The organism is Liquorilactobacillus sp. (genome assembly GCF_047719775.1).
Lineage (GTDB): Bacteria > Bacillota > Bacilli > Lactobacillales > Lactobacillaceae > Liquorilactobacillus.
Genome location: NZ_JBDNTS010000027.1, coordinates 1 through 14,202, shown reverse-complemented (window position 1 = coordinate 14,202; position 14,202 = coordinate 1). Strand labels below are relative to the sequence as shown.

The following is a 14,202-nucleotide window of genomic DNA, read 5'->3' as shown; positions in this document are numbered from 1 at the left end:
TTAAAATCTTCATAATAAATAGCGCTAATAATTTCTTCTTTTGATTTGAAATGAACATAAAAAGTTCCTGTAGATACATCTGCTTTCTTAGCAATATCTGAAATTTTTGTTTTTTCGACACCATTGCAGTTAAACAATTCAATTGCTGCTTGAAACAATTTTTTTCGAGTTTGAATTTTTTGCTGAGCCCGTTTCATACGAATCCTCTTTTGACATTATTTTATTTATATTATACACTGAACAAGTTCACTGAACAAGTTCATCTAAAATATAATAATCCTAGGAGTGAGTGCTTTGTTTTTCTTTAGTCTAACTTATAAAAAACCTTTGACAGAGGTTGAAAAATTTTTGGATAGTCATAATGAGTACCTTGACAAGTTTTACAAGGAAGGAAAATTTATTTTTTCTGGAAGAAAAAATCCGCGTACAGGAGGTGTTATTCTCTGTAATGCGGATAATTTAGAGGAGGCTAAAAATATTTATTATAATGACCCCTTTTATAAAAATGGAATAGCTAATTATGATGTTATTGAATTTCTACCAACAAAATTTAATAATACGTTCGAACAACTAATTAATAAAATATGAGAATTAGCTAATTCATAAACTGAAAAAATCACTCCTTAAATATACATGGAAGTGATCTTTTTATTTAAAACTTAACTACATTATAGGCAACTTATTTATCTTCTAAAAATCAATCCACAGATAATGCATCACTAGGAACAAAAAATATAAAGACATTGTCACTATACATGTTTATCTTTTTTCCAAATACTTTCGAGTTGTATTTCGTTTTCTAATAATTATTTTTCATTTCAGTTAATGCCAGAGATCTATAATTGAAAAAATTAGCAACATTGAAATAAAGGCGTTAAAATATTTATAGTACTTTAAATATGTCTTGCTAATTACTTGTCCAAAGAGAGTCCAAGTAAATGTTCCAATACTTCCAATTATTACCATTAATAACCAGCATACTGATATGTCGCTTAGGAAATTATGAATTGTAAACGCACTTAATCCTGTAACAAAATATAAATACACTTTAATATTTGTAATTTGTATCAAAAACCCTGTGTTAAAATTTCCAATATCGCTTTTAGATTGATAAGGTTTACTGGTAAAGACATGATATGTCAAATAACCTAAGTAGCAGCTTCCTATTACTTTCATTATAAATATAAATGAAGGAGTTCTTTGAAACCAACTTGCAAATAGTGCGGTGATAATTCCAATTGTACAAATTCCAAACAACATACCAAAATTCAATCTAAGACTATTCATGAAACCTCGTTGTTGTCCTGATACCATAGCCATGATTGTATTGGGACCTGGAGTAAAGGACATCATTACGACAAATAAAAGAAAAGCTAACATTTAAAAATTACCCCCTGTAAAATAAAATTGCATATGCAATTAGTTTAATTGGCTTGACTTTATCACATAATAATTGCATATGCAATAAAAACAATTTAAGGAGTTATTCATTATGTTTAAAATAATTAGAAATATTGGCAAAATTACCCGTAGTCTTCAAATTAAGAGTAATAAGCAATTTCAAGCTGTAGGTTTGGGAAATAATTCCTTTATTTATTTAATTCGTGTTTGTGAAAAACCAGGTATGTTTTTGGGAGAAGTAGCTGACAAATTAAGTATCGATCGAACAACTGCTTTTCGTACTATTAAAAGATTAGTTGATACAAATTACTTAAGATTAGAAGTTGATAGTACAGACGGTAGATTAAGGAGAGTATTTCCAACAGATAAAGCAAAAAAAATATATCCTGAATTACATAGTTTTGAAAAGGACAGTTCTGAAAAATTATTGAGTAATTTAACTTTAGAGGAACAACAAACACTATTCCAATTGTTAGAAAAGTGTAGCAACAATATTTAAATGATCTAAAAATATAGTTCAAAATAAATGGATCTTAGAGATGTATAATTAAAAAACAGCTCTCCTTCATTGAGTTGTTTTAGAAATGTTAGGCTACTCCTAATATCTATAGTGGTTATTATAAATAAGAATCCCTGAAGTAATTAATGCGACTATCCCACCACAAATGACAGAAAGCCAAATATATTTAGGAATTATTAATATAAATAGCAGACTAAAAGCTAGAAACTCTAGGAGAAAATAGATTAATAATCTTTTTTTCGAGATTTTTGGTTTGTCTTCAACTGCAGCAGTCACCTTTTGGGACAGGATTGAAAGAGAAATTACACCAATCATGAAACTAACCCACAAAGGATTCTGAAAATTAATTATTTCTCCATAATTCTTAAAAGATTCGTACATTAAAACTATAAGAATAAAAGAATTTTCAATTATGAATGCTGTTTTGAAATTCTTTATTAATTGTCCTTTGAGCCTTTCATCTTTAACCTTCTTCACGTTCAAATTCCTCCTCATTTAACCAGAAAACTTCATTTAATGTCTTATCAAGTTTGTAACAAATTCTTAGACAAAGACTGATTGATGGATTGTACTCTCCTTTTTCAATCAGACTCATTGTCTGACGTGTAACGCCTACAGAAGAAGAAAGCTCTTTTTGAGACAAACCTGCTTCAACTCTGAATACTTTTACCCTATTTTTAAGCATAGATGATAGCACCTTCTTAAGTAATATATATATTACTTAAATGGTGAAGTAAAGAAAAAATAAATATTTGTTTTACCCCCTAAACCCCTAAATTATATTCTGCTAAACAAAAACCCACTGTTCAATAATTCTAACAGTAGGTTTAATTTAATCTTATTTATTAACTAATAAACATCTTGAGCTAACAAGGCCGTTTGGATTACCTTGCCCAATCGTTTGATTCCCTCTTCAATCTTATCTTCCGACATGTTGGAATAATTTAAACGGAAAGTTCCTGGCTTTGGATGTTCACTGTAGAAAGGCTCTCCCGGAACAAAAGCCACTCGTTGTTCAATAGCTAAATCAAATAGAGCTTGAGTATCTTCGATTTCCGGAATTTCTACCCAAATAAACATTCCACCTTCTGGATAACTGCATTTTGCGTTCTTAGGAAAGTATTTTTGAATAGCTGACATCATTAACTGTTCTCGTTTTTGATAAAGATTAGAAATTAATTTAATATGTTCATCGATATCAAATAATTCACAATATTTAGCAACAATATACTGTGACAAACTATCTGTATGTAAATCCGCTGATTGCTTCATCATTTTGTATTTATTAATCAGTGATTCATCAGCGACAATCCACCCTAAGCGCATACCTGGCGCCAAAATCTTAGAAAAGGTCCCCATGTAGATTACATGCCCAGTTGGATCTAATGATTTAACTGATGGGATGTTTTCACCCGCAAAGCGAACTGCACCGTATGGATTATCTTCAAGCACCATAACATCATATTTATCCGCTAACATTGCCAATTTTTTCCGACGTTCTAGAGACATTGTTCGTCCGGTCGGATTTTGGAAATTTGGAATTGTATAGATTAACTTAGTTTCAGGATGCTCACTTAATGCTTGTTCCAGATGATCCATCCGCATACCATCATCATCCATATCAATGCCAACAAAATTCGCACCATAGGATTTAAAAACATCTACGGCACATAAATATGTTGGACTTTCAACAATGACTGTATCGCCAGGATCTATAAATACCTTTCCTGTCAAATCAAGTGTTTGCTGTGAACCAGTAGCTACCATGATATATTCAGAGCTTGTATTGATACCCTCTAATTTCACCCGCTCTGCAATAATTTTTCTGAGTTCTGGAATTCCCTGAGAAGAACCGTATTGGAGTGCAACTTGCCCACGTTCACTTAAAACCTTATCCGTTGCTTGAGCAATCTGTTTCACTGGAAATAATTCTGGGGCAGGTAGCCCACCTGCGAACGATATAATATCCGGTCTTTCGACAACCTTTAAAATATTCCCAACGGGATCAACTTCGGTCTTTGGTACACGACTTGAAAAATGATACTTCATGAGTAACCTCCTCTAGTTTTACTAATAGAAAGGAATATTTTCTATTAATTTAATTGCAACTAGATTAATGGTATCTCAAAAAAAAGGATTAGTAAAATTCATTTTTGTCATATTAACATAAATAAGTTTCACCATAGATACAAATATCGGTCTTAAAATATTAAGTTGTACCTTATTCTTTCTTCTTTATTTTATAATTTGAATGTTTGATATAACAATGTTGCTATGATTTATTTGGAAAGAAAAAAATATAATATGGCTTCAAGTGCATAATCTACACAGTATGTTGTTGTGACCCAGCTTAGTAGCACGGGCACAATTACTTATAGAAAAATGGTTGACAAGTATGGGCTTTATTGCAATGGAAAATTTTGACTTATAAAACAAGTTTACTCGTAATAATAAAGGGTCAAATCAAAAGTTAAATTTCGACTTGGCCCCGTAATTAGTACTGACACTTTTGGAAATGTATCTAGTTTTGAAATAAGATATATCTCAAAAGTTCTTTTTTAATATTGTCTAATCGCTTTTTGAAATACTTGCTTATCTAGCTGCTGTACAGCTTTAACGTCTTCTAATGGGTTTGAATCTAAGACGATAAAATCTGCAACTTTTCCTTCTTCTAGAATACCATATTCATCATCTATCTGACATAATTTAGCAGAATTGATTGTCGAACATTGGTAGGCTTCAAAGGGAGACATACCTAATTTTGTCAACAATTCGAATTCAAAGGGAGTCTTGTCGTAACCATTGAACGGACTGCCTGCATCTGTACCACAAGTGAATTTAATCCCTTTTTCAAAAGCTACACTAAGATTCTCAAAGGTATCGTCTAAAGCATCTGCCGCCTTTTTTAACTCCCAATCAGGCAATATATTTTTACCAAATTCTGGAATCAACGTTTCTGCCAAAAGAGTTGGTGTTAAGTATGTTCCTCGCTCTAACATTAACCTAATATCTTCATCATTAACATAAAAGCCATGTTCAATTGAATCAACTCCTGCTAAAATAGCGTATTTAATTCCAGGATTTCCTTCAGCATGAGCAGCAACAGTCTTTCTTTTATGGTGAGCTTCAACAACTGCAGCTTGCATCTCCTCAATTGACAATTGAGGATCATTCATAAAATCACCAGGCGACATAACACCACCAGTAGCCATAACTTTTATACAATCTGCCCCATTACGAAAGGCTGTTCTAGTTGCCTTTCGTACTTCATCTGGCGAATCAGTTAAAAATGATACATTTGGACCATCTCCATGACCACCCGTCATACTGATAGCACGTCCCGACGTAATCATATTTGGAATTTTGCTTATTCGTCCAGCTTTTTGCGATTTTTTCAACTTTATATCAATATCATAAGCGCAGCCACACTCTCTGATAGATGTAACCCCAGATTTTAATAAAGTTTGTAGATTCTGATAGGCTTCAACAGCAATTTCGGACTCAGATCGATTAAAATTACCATCAAAACTGTCCGGATCACCACTAATATGTGTGTGCACGTTAATTAGGCCGGGCATAACATATTTTTGTTGTAGATCAACCATAACATCACTTTTTTCAGGATCAGAATTTCCTAGAGATAAGATTTTCCCAGTGAGAGTATCTACTTTAAACCAAGCAGATTCTTGGATTAGATTGTGTAAGCCATCGAATAAATTAAAGTTAAAAAAGGTTTTAGTTGCCATTTAGTTTCCTCATTTCTAATTATTATTATAACTTCATGATAAGAAGTCTAACACATTTTCAATGGGAAAGTTCTAAAAATTATGTTGTAATAATTAATGAAGTAAGTGATTAACGTCATCTATACATTTTCCAAAAATTTCGAACTTAACTTTTTTATACATCCATTTTTGATAAACGTATATTCATCCGCAATTATTTTTTATATTATTGTATCTAGTTTATTGTGAGCACTTCTTTACATTAAAAAACTACAATTATAGCATAAGCCTCACAATCATAAATGATTTATTCAAGCTTAACCTAAATTTTTTCCATTTTTTCAATGGGAATTGAAAGAAATTTGTTTTCTCTTTTTAACTATTTGGTAACAAATTGTTCAGAAACATATTCTGCGTATAGTTTATGGCTATTTAATAGCTCTTGATGAGTCCCAGAACCTGTTATTTCCCCAGATTCAATAAAGTAGATCTCATCTGCATCGACAATTGTTGAAAGACGATGTGCAATAACTAAAGTTGTCCTATTTTTCATCAATTGCTCCAGTGCACGTTGAACCATTGCTTCTGATTCTGAGTCCAAACTTGCTGTTGCTTCATCTAGCATCAGAATCTTGGGGTTACGTAAAAAAGCACGGGCAATTGCTAAGCGTTGTCGTTGTCCTCCTGAAACTTTCACACCACGTTCACCAACTTGTGTATTTAGTTTCTCCGGCATTTTATCAACAAATTTATCTGCATAAGCCAATCGTAATACTTCCCACAAGCGTTCATCCGAAAATTCACTTTCTAATCCATATGTGAGATTATCTCGAATTGTACCCGCCATAATTGATGAATCTTGTGATACAAAACCGATTTGTGAGCGCCAAGAATTGAGTGAAATATTTTCAATATTGTGAGTGCCAATGCTTATTACTCCCTTAGTAGGTTCATAAAAACGTTCAAGTAGCTGAAAAATCGTTGATTTACCACCGCCTGAGGGCCCAGCAAAGGCTACAATTGTATTAGGCTTAGCTTCGAAGGATATACTATGTAAAATTGGTTTGCTTGTCTCATATTCAAAATCAACGTGATCTGCTTTTAAGGTCAAACCTTCTACATTAATGTTCTCTCCTTTGTCAAGTTCTTCAACTGGTTCATCTAGTAAGGTAATTAACCGGTGGGTTGCGCCTTGTGTTTTGGCAAATGTTGAGCCAAATGTTCCAATGCTTACTAGAGCTGGCATAATTTGGAATAAATACATAATAAAACTAAATAGTGTCCCCATTGAGGACTCACCCTTTGCAACACGCAATGAACCGACAACTAAAATCAAGGCAAACAAGCCCATCATTACCATTGTCATAATTGGTCCCATCACACCATCGACAATTGCTTCACGCTGCCCAAATTTAAACAAATTCTGAATTTGATTAGTTCCTTTTTTTAAAACATGCTGTTCAGCCCCTGAAGACTTCACTAACCTCATTTCAGCAAGAGTTTCTTGTGATTCACCGCTAAAATCTGCCATGGCATCTTGTGTATTTCGACCTACCTTTGAAGCAAAAATCATAACGGGTGTCACCAATAATGCAGTAATTGGTACAGCAATAAATATCCAAATTGCCATGTGCCAATCAGTTGTAAACATCAGAATCACCGCACCAACCATCGAAATCATACTCGTCAAAAAGTTAGGTAGCGTATTAGCCACCAATGTTTTTACTTGTGAGGTATCATTTGTTAGACGTGAAGTTGTTTCTCCAGATTTCACATTATCGAAATACGGTGTTTTGAAAATAATTAATTTACTCCAAATAATTTTGCGCAGATTTCGTACCAACTGTTCTCCAGCTATACCTGTCAAGAAATTTCCAAGTGCCGATACAATTGCACCACCAACAAACAATGCCAAAACAAATCCCACAAGCATTCCATCAAGCTGAATATTTTTTAAGTTTTGTCCGCTAAATGTATTGATTAGTTTTCCTGAATATTTTGGTGTCATTAAGTTAAATGCTACACCAACAATTGAAAACAATAGACCTAATATCATTAATTTGAATTGTGGATGTGCTATTTTAATAATTTTCCAAAGACCTGTAACTTTTGCTTGTGAACTTTTTTTATTTTTGCGCTTTTTGACTACTTCATCCATCCTAAGTGTTTTTTCTGTCATTAGACTCTCTCCTTTAATTTAATCAAATTTAGTTGGTTGCATTTTTGCCATTTCTGAAAATGATTAAATTGATTTCACTATTTATCTATTGTCCAATGAAATCATTCTATTTATTTTTGTTTACAGCTATTTTATTAAAAATCTTCGTGGTCATCACGATTTAAAAAATCACGCATTTGATGTTCTTGCATTCTCTTAAGGTATGCTGTTTGATTTCTACGAAAATTATGAATGTTAGTTTTACTAATAAATCGATCAAAATGGAGTTGTAGATGCTTATCCATTTTGCTGCGTATTTTACTCAGATATTCATCCGACATTACATGTTCGTTCAACTTAGATAAACTTCGACCAAATTGTTCACGCTCATCATCATTGAAGATTTCAAACAACTCTGATTGAAAATCAGTTTGTTTGTTGTCCAATGACTGCAATTGTTTCCGTCCTGCAGGCATAATTTTCACACGGACTACGCGCGCGTCCTTCTCATCTTTGATACGTTGAATAAAAGCATTTTTTTCTAATTTTTTAATAATCTGTGTTACTGATGCAGGCCTGATTGCCAAAATTTCGGCAATTGCACCAGCAGTCAAATCATTATTTGTTTCTGCTAAAACACGCAGTAAACGACGGCTGTTATCGGGTCTCTGATTTCCATGTTGACCACCCAAACTTCTTGCTACAAACCAGATTGCTGGTTGTCGTGCTAAAGTTGTCAGTTCTTCAAATATTTCTTTATTATCCATTATTCTCCACCTCATTAATCATTTCATTCTAATTAGTTAGTTTTTAAAAATCTAACAAAGCAAATCATACGATATTTATTTAGTTTTGTCAAATCAAACTAATCAAATATCATATGATTTGTTTCTTAAACTATTTAAAAAAAGAACCCGAAGCAAGACGGCTTCTAAGTTCTGACATATTATTACTTCGTTTTCTATAAATATTTAATTATTATCCATAGTCGATATATAATATTACTAACTATTTTGTATATTGATAATTCCTTCCTAAAAAAGCCATATATCGCAATAAATTTTTCAATATAAATATGGTCTTGTAATCGAATCATTTGATTTTTTCAATTCATTATAAGTACCAGAAAACATGATATTGCCCCCCATTTTACCGCCTTCAGGACCCATCTCGATTAACCAGTCAGCTCTGCGAATGACTTTTAGACTGTGTTCAATAATAATAATGGTGTTCCCCCTCTCAACTAATTTATCAAAGAGTGTCAATAAATGATCAATGTCTTTCAAATGCAGGCCATTTGTGGGTTCATCAATAATATAGACACTACCATTTTTTTGTAAAAAGCTTGAGAGTTTGATTCGCTGCAATTCTCCACCGGATAATGTTTTTAGAGATTGATTCAACTTCAAATATCCAAGACTAACATCGCAAATAGCCTGTAGACCAACGGAGATTTTAGGCTCTTCATTAAAAAAACTCAGTGCTTGACTAACTGTCATTGATAACACATCAACTATTGTTTTTTTATTGTATTTATACTGTAGAACCTCACTGGCATAACGGGTACCACGACATAATTCACATTCTGATACAACGTCATCCATAAAGTACATGTCATTGACAATGACCCCTTTGCCCTTGCAGTGTGGGCAGGCTCCCTTTGAATTATAGCTGAATAGTGCCGCACTGACTTTGTTTGCTTTAGCGAATAGCTTCCTAATATCATTAAAAATATCTAGATATGTCATTGGTGTTGATCTAAGACTGATCCCAATATTTTTTTGTGAAATATTGATAACATCAATATTTTTTTTCTCAAGTTTTAACCTAATAATCTGTGCAAGCGATGTTTTTCCAGAACCAGCTACACCACAAAGTACAGTTAATGAGTTTAGGGGCAACTTCAAAGAAATATTTTTTAGTGTATTTAAGCTTTGATTTTCAATTGAAAACCAATTATTAAATCTATGCGTATCATTTTTTTCTATCTGTTTTTCGCGTAATGCCAAACTTGTAATAGTATCTGCATGTTTAAAATCATCATATGTTCCGGCAAATTGAATTTGGCCGCCAGCCTCACCGGGTCCGGGGCCAACATCAATAATATAATCAGCTTTTTCAATTAGTAAGGGATTATGTTCAACTAAAATAATCGTATTACCTTGTTTTTTTAAAATATTTAAACAATTATAGATTCGTTCAATGTCTTTAGGGTGCAGCCCTGAACTTGGCTCATCTAAAACATACATGACATCGTTCAAGGAACTTGTAATATGCTTAGCGATTCTAATTCTTTGTGCCTCACCACCTGACAATGTATCAGTACTTCTTGCTAAGTTCAGATAACCTAAACCAATTGTAGTCAATGCATCTAGACGCTTAACGATTTGTATAGTAACATCTTCGACCAGTGAACTATTTAAACTTTTGATAAAAAGACTTAGCTCGTCTATTGGCATGGCAACTAAATCACTAATATTTCGACCTTCAATCTTGCAGCTAAGAGATTTAGCATTAAGTCTTGAACCATTGCAGGCGAGGCATACCTTAGTTATTACAAAATGGTCAAGTTGTTTTTTGTGACGCTTTCCCTCAGCAGTATTTATGATACTTCTTTTAATTCTAGGTAATATTCCTTCGTATAAGGCTGTTTTAGGCCATTTTGCAGGAGGTGCTGTTAATTTTTGCTGTGGTGCATAAAGTAATAAATCTAATTCTTCCTTTGAATAATCTTTTATTTTTTTATCCAAATCAAATAAGCCACTGTATGCATATCTTTTCCAACGCCATGCATCATTGCCAAAAGTCGGGAAATTAATTGGATCTTCATTCAAGGATTGGTTGAAATCAACTAGATATTGCAGATTAATATCTTTTATGAAGCCCAAACCATCACAAACTTCACACTTACCCTGAGGGTGATTGAAGGAAAAAACATCGGAGTAACCAACAAAGGGCTTGCCTAATCTTGAAAAAAGCAGTCTTAAAAAGGTATATATTTCAGTATATGTACCAACAGTTGATCTAATATTGCCAGACATTTTTCTTTGTTCAATTGGAATGGCTATCGGAAGATTGATAATATCGTTAACTTCTGGTCTACCATATTTAGGCAACATATGCTGGATGTAACTTGAAAAGGTGTCATTTAATTCGCGTCTTGATTGTGCGACTAACGTGTCAAAAACCAAAGTCGATTTACCAGAACCCGAAACACCTGTAAACACTGTTAATTGATGTTTGGGTACTCTAACGGAAACGTTTTTTAAATTATTTTGATAGGCATTTGAAATTTCAATCCATTCATTGTCCACTTTATTACCCTCTTTCTCTTATGCCTAACAGAACCATTGCTATGTTATCATTTATTATTTTGATAATCAAAGAATTCTCAATGAAATAAGACCATTTACTTTATATGTAAAATTAACTAATATTTAGTTTGAATGGTTCTAAAAGAAGTTGTTGTACTTGTGTGAATTTAACAGTAACTCCCATAGAACTTTACTATTGTCAGATGTTTATTTTTATTGATAGGGATTCCCATACGTAGCGCAATATTTGTAAAATCCAAGTTCATGCAAAGCAAGAGCTTTATCAATTTCCACTTCTGGAAGAAAGTTGACTAATTTCAAAACTAACTTGGTAAATTCTAAAGTTGCTGTACCATTTGCAGTTACTAAATTATTATCTATAACTGCTTGTTTCTTAATGAAATCACCTTGGTTAGTATATTCAGAATAATTTTGCCATAAATATTGTGAGTTTCCTGTATGTTTATAATTTCTTAACAAACCATTCTGCGCTAAAAAGTCCACTGCACCACAAATTGCAGCCACCGGTTGTTGCATGTTAAGTTGCTTAACAATTAATTCTCGCAATTCCTTATTGCTTATTGACCAGGAATTTCCTCCAATCAATACTAGCAAATCGATTTTTTGCGGAATTTCTGTAAGAAGATAACCTACATTAGTCTTAAAGCCACCAATTGAAGTTACTTGTGGCTTAATCGAAGCAGTAGAGACACACCAATTTGAACTTTGATTAAGTTGACTGGCAAGATATGATCCTTCCCAGTCAGCATACTCATCTAAAATTAAAAAAATTGCAGTTTTCACTTTAAATCCTCCCTTAATTTATCATAGACAAGCTTAACATGCTAATAAAGCGAACACAAGTTCTTAAGAGTGTACAGCAATAGCTAGTAAAAAAAATATAATTAAGAAATTACAAAATTGTACTTGACAACTTTGTATTATTTTTATAAACTTCTAGCTAATGATAACGGAATACACGAAAGACAATGCGTAGAAAAGTAATTTTCGGGATAATTTTAAGAGAGTCTCCTATTGGTGCAACGAGGCAGTTGGAACGAAAATGAAAGTAAACTACAAGTTGTAACTATGATTTTTAATTGTAGTAGTTACTGGGATTGCGCCCATTACAGCAATGGAGTATCACTTGAGTATAATCAAGTCGTACTTTTTGAGTCAATCATTGCGAAATGAGTGAAAATAAAGGTGGTAACACGTGAAGACGTCCTTAACTGTAAAAACAGTTAAGGGCGTTTTTTTGCTATCAGGAAATGACATAATAATACATAATTTCTAAGGAGGAATACACATGGATAATTCAGAAAAATTATCAAACAAGCAATATATTATTTTAGCATCACTACTATTCGGCATGTTCTTTGGTGCGGGTAACTTAATCTTTCCAATTCATCTAGGACAGATGGCAGGTCAAAATTGGGGACCTGCTGCAATTGGCTTCTTAATCTCTGCAATTTGTCTACCTCTGTTATCAATTTTGGCAATCAGTATGACTGAAAGCAATAGCATGTACGATTTAGCTCTTCCTGCTGGGAAGAAATTCTCACTCTTTTTCTTGATCTTGACCCATGCTTCGCTAGGTTTGCTAATTGCAACTCCGAGAACTGCCACAGTAACATTCGCAATTGGGATTCAACCATTCATCCCGAAAACTTGGGGGCACATGGGATTATTACTTTTCTCCTTACTTTTTTTCGGTACTGTTTGCATCCTTTCTTTTAACGAAGGAAAAATTACTCGCAATGTTGGTAAAATTCTTAATCCGCTTTTTGTCTTACTTTTGGCGATACTCTTCTTCATCGCATTCTTTTTGAAAGGCACTGATTTGCGAAGTGTCTCATTACTACCAGCTGCTGGAAAGGGAACCAGTTCCTTTATTAATGGTTTTCTTCAAGGATACAATACAATGGATGCACTTGCTGGGCTTGGTTTCGGGGTAACAATTGTTGCAGCGTTAAAGCTTTTTGGTCAACATCAAGAAAAAGCACGTTCACGTTCAGTTGCAAAAATTGGTATTCTGACCATGGGGTTCGAAGCTTTAATATACATTTTTCTAATTGTTTTAGGTGCTTCCAGCTTGGCATATACTAAAATGAGTGCTGATGGGGGTAGTGCTTTCACAACTATTATGGAGCATTATACAGGCCTAGCAGGTGCAGCAATTTTAGCAGCTTTGACTTTGCTGGCATGCTTAACAACAGCAATCGGACTAATCACTTCACTTTCGGAAGATTGGGGACGTCGCTTCCCTAGGATTGGTTATCATCGCTTTTTGCTTATGTCAACACTTATTTCCTTCTGCATTGCAAACTTCGGCTTGGAACAGATTATTCTTTATTCTTCACCAATCCTTAGTTTCTTATATCCATTAGCGATTGCATTAATTATTCTGGGAATATTAAAACCATTTATTGGTCGAAATTCATTTATTTACCGCTCAACTATTATTTTAACAATGATTCCTGCCATTCTTGATCTCATTCATAATCTCCCACCGATTTTTTCAAAATTACCATTTATTACAGATATTAATTCATGGGCAACAGCTAATATTCCACTTTTCGATATCGGATTAGATTTCTTGCCGTTTATGATTATTGGACTTTTGGGAAGCTGGACTAAAGAAATAGTCCAAGGAAGTCTTAAAGAAAGCAACAACTAAAATAATACTAGAGTAGTAGATTATTTTAGTTAGTCTGGTTGATATTTTACTTTAATGCTCAACAACACTTGTGAAAGCAATTTTGTAATTTCAATTTATAATATAGATTATGTTTTGGTAAAAGAACCGGTATGCACTAACCCAGTGAAAATTTTTAGAAACCAAAAATATGAAGTATTTAAATTCTAAAAATATTGACTTCGTTCTGAGATTAGTTCTGGTATTAATTGGTGAAAATCAGTTAATATCAGAATTTTTTGTTCTATAATGAAAATGAGATTTTGAATCCATACTTAAAAAAACTTTCTTTACTTTTTACGCACAAATATAATTTAAGATTGCGGATCCCTGAGAACGTGTTTAGAGGATAATATCTATGTTTATTTATTTTGAAGCTATTGGTA

13 protein-coding genes and 1 other annotated feature are annotated in these 14,202 nt (G+C 33.1%); of the genes, 3 read left to right on the top strand and 10 right to left on the bottom strand.

Features of this window, described 5'->3' with window-relative positions; translation table 11 throughout:
• Positions 1–197, bottom strand: a 197-nt coding sequence (locus tag ABF682_RS10895) for a TetR/AcrR family transcriptional regulator (protein ID WP_415619814.1), incomplete at its 3' end; no start/stop codon positions are given.
• A gap of 97 nt (positions 198–294) precedes the next feature.
• Between ABF682_RS10895 and ABF682_RS10890 the strand changes: the two genes are divergently transcribed.
• On the top strand, positions 295–588 hold the full coding sequence (locus tag ABF682_RS10890; protein ID WP_415601293.1) for a YciI family protein: 294 nt from the start codon (positions 295–297) through the stop codon (positions 586–588).
• A 234-nt stretch (positions 589–822) separates the two neighbouring features.
• Here ABF682_RS10890 and ABF682_RS10885 read toward each other — a convergent pair whose 3' ends face one another.
• Entirely contained in the window at positions 823–1,380 is a 558-nt protein-coding gene (locus tag ABF682_RS10885; protein WP_415601291.1) for a LysE family translocator, read from the bottom strand.
• Between the two features lie 112 nt (positions 1,381–1,492).
• On the opposite strand from ABF682_RS10885, the gene ABF682_RS10880 reads away from it, so the two are divergent.
• A complete protein-coding gene (locus tag ABF682_RS10880; RefSeq protein ID WP_289976807.1) occupies positions 1,493–1,900 on the top strand; it encodes a MarR family winged helix-turn-helix transcriptional regulator in 408 nt (135 codons plus the stop codon).
• Positions 1,901–1,999: 99 nt separating this feature from the next.
• Here ABF682_RS10880 and ABF682_RS10875 read toward each other — a convergent pair whose 3' ends face one another.
• The 8 genes from ABF682_RS10875 to ABF682_RS10840 all read right to left on the bottom strand — a co-directional run bounded on the left by ABF682_RS10875 (position 2,000) and on the right by ABF682_RS10840 (position 11,922).
• Positions 2,000–2,398, bottom strand: a complete 399-nt coding sequence (locus tag ABF682_RS10875) for a hypothetical protein (protein ID WP_415601289.1) — start codon at positions 2,396–2,398, stop codon at positions 2,000–2,002.
• The gene (locus ABF682_RS10870; protein ID WP_415601287.1) at positions 2,385–2,606 is read right to left on the bottom strand and encodes a helix-turn-helix transcriptional regulator; all 222 of its coding nucleotides are present in this window, start codon (positions 2,604–2,606) and stop codon (positions 2,385–2,387) included. Before ABF682_RS10870 ends, ABF682_RS10875 begins: the two co-directional genes overlap by 14 nt.
• Positions 2,607–2,770: 164 nt before the next feature.
• Positions 2,771–3,970 carry a PLP-dependent aminotransferase family protein gene (locus tag ABF682_RS10865; protein ID WP_289976803.1) on the bottom strand — a complete coding sequence of 400 codons (1,200 nt, stop codon included), beginning with the start codon at positions 3,968–3,970 and terminating at the stop codon, positions 2,771–2,773.
• A 509-nt stretch (positions 3,971–4,479) separates the two neighbouring features.
• Complete coding sequence (locus tag ABF682_RS10860; RefSeq protein WP_415601285.1) at positions 4,480–5,667, bottom strand: metal-dependent hydrolase family protein; 1,188 nt, start codon at positions 5,665–5,667, stop codon at positions 4,480–4,482.
• Positions 5,668–6,025: 358 nt separating this feature from the next.
• Entirely contained in the window at positions 6,026–7,825 is a 1,800-nt protein-coding gene (locus ABF682_RS10855; RefSeq protein WP_415619813.1) for an ABC transporter ATP-binding protein, read from the bottom strand.
• A 134-nt stretch (positions 7,826–7,959) separates the two neighbouring features.
• Entirely contained in the window at positions 7,960–8,571 is a 612-nt protein-coding gene (locus ABF682_RS10850) for a MarR family winged helix-turn-helix transcriptional regulator (RefSeq protein WP_415619812.1), read from the bottom strand.
• Positions 8,572–8,868: 297 nt separating this feature from the next.
• Positions 8,869–11,118, bottom strand: coding sequence for an ATP-binding cassette domain-containing protein (locus ABF682_RS10845; RefSeq protein WP_415619811.1), 2,250 nt, complete (start codon positions 11,116–11,118; stop codon positions 8,869–8,871).
• A gap of 213 nt (positions 11,119–11,331) precedes the next feature.
• Positions 11,332–11,922 (bottom strand): DJ-1/PfpI family protein, encoded by a 591-nt coding sequence (locus ABF682_RS10840; protein WP_415619810.1) that lies wholly within the window; start codon positions 11,920–11,922, stop codon positions 11,332–11,334.
• A 176-nt stretch (positions 11,923–12,098) separates the two neighbouring features.
• Positions 12,099–12,351: a binding site (T-box leader), on the top strand.
• 76 nt (positions 12,352–12,427) lie between these two features.
• Between ABF682_RS10840 and brnQ the strand changes: the two genes are divergently transcribed.
• Positions 12,428–13,798, top strand: a complete 1,371-nt coding sequence (gene brnQ, locus ABF682_RS10835) for a branched-chain amino acid transport system II carrier protein (RefSeq protein WP_415619809.1) — start codon at positions 12,428–12,430, stop codon at positions 13,796–13,798.
• Positions 13,799–14,202 lie beyond the last annotated feature (404 nt).

Bases quoted from the DNA above. Each gene is read 5' to 3' on its own strand.
- ABF682_RS10885 (WP_415601291.1), bottom strand. From the start codon at position 1,380: ATGTTAGCTTTTCTTTTATTTGTCGTAATGATGTCCTTTACTCCAGGT.
- ABF682_RS10880 (WP_289976807.1), top strand. From the start codon at position 1,493: ATGTTTAAAATAATTAGAAATATTGGCAAAATTACCCGTAGTCTTCAA.
- ABF682_RS10870 (WP_415601287.1), bottom strand. From the start codon at position 2,606: ATGCTTAAAAATAGGGTAAAAGTATTCAGAGTTGAAGCAGGTTTGTCT.
- ABF682_RS10865 (WP_289976803.1), bottom strand. From the start codon at position 3,970: ATGAAGTATCATTTTTCAAGTCGTGTACCAAAGACCGAAGTTGATCCC.
- ABF682_RS10860 (WP_415601285.1), bottom strand. From the start codon at position 5,667: ATGGCAACTAAAACCTTTTTTAACTTTAATTTATTCGATGGCTTACAC.
- ABF682_RS10855 (WP_415619813.1), bottom strand. From the start codon at position 7,825: ATGACAGAAAAAACACTTAGGATGGATGAAGTAGTCAAAAAGCGCAAA.
- ABF682_RS10850 (WP_415619812.1), bottom strand. From the start codon at position 8,571: ATGGATAATAAAGAAATATTTGAAGAACTGACAACTTTAGCACGACAA.
- brnQ (WP_415619809.1), top strand. From the start codon at position 12,428: ATGGATAATTCAGAAAAATTATCAAACAAGCAATATATTATTTTAGCA.